Source organism: Microbispora sp. NPDC049633, from assembly GCF_040675265.1.
Classification (GTDB): Bacteria; Actinomycetota; Actinomycetes; order Streptosporangiales; family Streptosporangiaceae; genus Microbispora; species Microbispora maris.
Genome location: NZ_JBFAOO010000429.1, coordinates 1 through 1,214, shown reverse-complemented (window position 1 = coordinate 1,214; position 1,214 = coordinate 1). Strand labels below are relative to the sequence as shown.

At 77.7% G+C, this 1,214-nt stretch carries 1 protein-coding gene and 1 pseudogene; both read left to right on the top strand.

Annotated elements, in window-relative coordinates; translation table 11 throughout:
- A partial coding sequence (locus AB0J39_RS39650; protein WP_363474372.1) for an ATP-binding cassette domain-containing protein occupies positions 1 to 440 on the top strand: 440 nt, incomplete at its 5' end.
- A 98-nt stretch (positions 441 to 538) separates the two neighbouring features.
- Positions 539 to 1,214, top strand: a pseudogene (locus tag AB0J39_RS39645) (ABC transporter ATP-binding protein); the annotation flags it as partial.

Sequence of the window (1,214 nt, the reverse complement as noted above, 5' to 3'; positions counted from 1 at the left end):
GCGGGGACACCGTGCGGAGCGGGGACACCGTGCGGAGCGAGGGCGCGGTGCGGGCCGCCGCGGCCGCCGCCTGCGCCGACGCCTTCATCCTGCGACTGCCTCTCGGGTATGCCACTCCGGTCGGCGACGCGCCGATGTCCGGCGGCGAGATGCAGCGGGTCGGGCTCGCCCGTGCGTTCGCGCAGGCCGGGCGGCTGCTGATCCTGGACGACGCCATGTCGAGCCTCGACACCGTGACCGAGCGGCAGGTGGCGCGCGCGCTCACCGGGAGCCTGTCCGACCGCACCCGGCTGGTGGTGGCCCACCGGGTGACGACGGCGGCGCAGGCCGACCAGGTCGTGTGGCTGGAGGACGGGCGGGTGCGCGCGACCGGCACGCACGAGCGGCTGTGGCGCGACCCCGGCTACCGGGCGGTGTTCCAGGCGGAGGAGGACTCGTGAGGCGGCGCGCCCTCGCCGGGATGCCGCGGCGGGCGGACGCGCGGCGGCCCGGCGCGCGCCGGGCCGACAGAGACGGGGCGGACGGACAGGGGGCCGATATGCGGGGCGCCGATACGCTCAGGGCCGACGGGCGGCGCGTGGTCACGGGGGCGCTGATGCGCGAGCCGTCCCGGCTGCTGCTGCTGGCCGCCTGGTCGGTCGGTGAGGCCCTGCCCGCGCTGTGCGGTGGGTACGCCGTCGCGCGCGCGGTGGACGACGGCTTCGCCGCCGGGCGGCCGCTGGCGGGTCTGGCCTGGCTCGGCGTGCTCGCCGCCGCGTGGACGGTGGCCGCGGTGGCCGCCCGGCGGGTGCTGCTGCTCATCGCCGGGATCGTCGAGCCCTTCCGCGACGATCTGCTGGAACGCGTGGTGACCGGGGCGCTGCGGGCCGGGCGCGGCGGCGACAGCGCCGCCGTCGCCCGGATGAACCATCAGGTGGAGCTGGCCAGGGACGCCCTCGGCGCGATCATCACGGTGGTCAGGACCTTCGTCTTCACGCTGGCCAGCGTGGCGGTGGGGCTCACGACGCTGGCCCCTGAGGTCGTCCCGCTCGTGCTGGCGCCGGTGGCCCTGGGGCTCGGCCTGTTCCTCGTCTCCCTGCCCGCCCTCGCCCGGCGTCAGCGCGAGTTCATCGTCGCCGACGAGCGTACGGCGGCCGCGGTGGCGGAGATGGCGAGCGGCCTGCGGGACGTGACGGCCTGCGGCGGCGAGGAGCGCGTCGCGGCGAGCGTCGGGC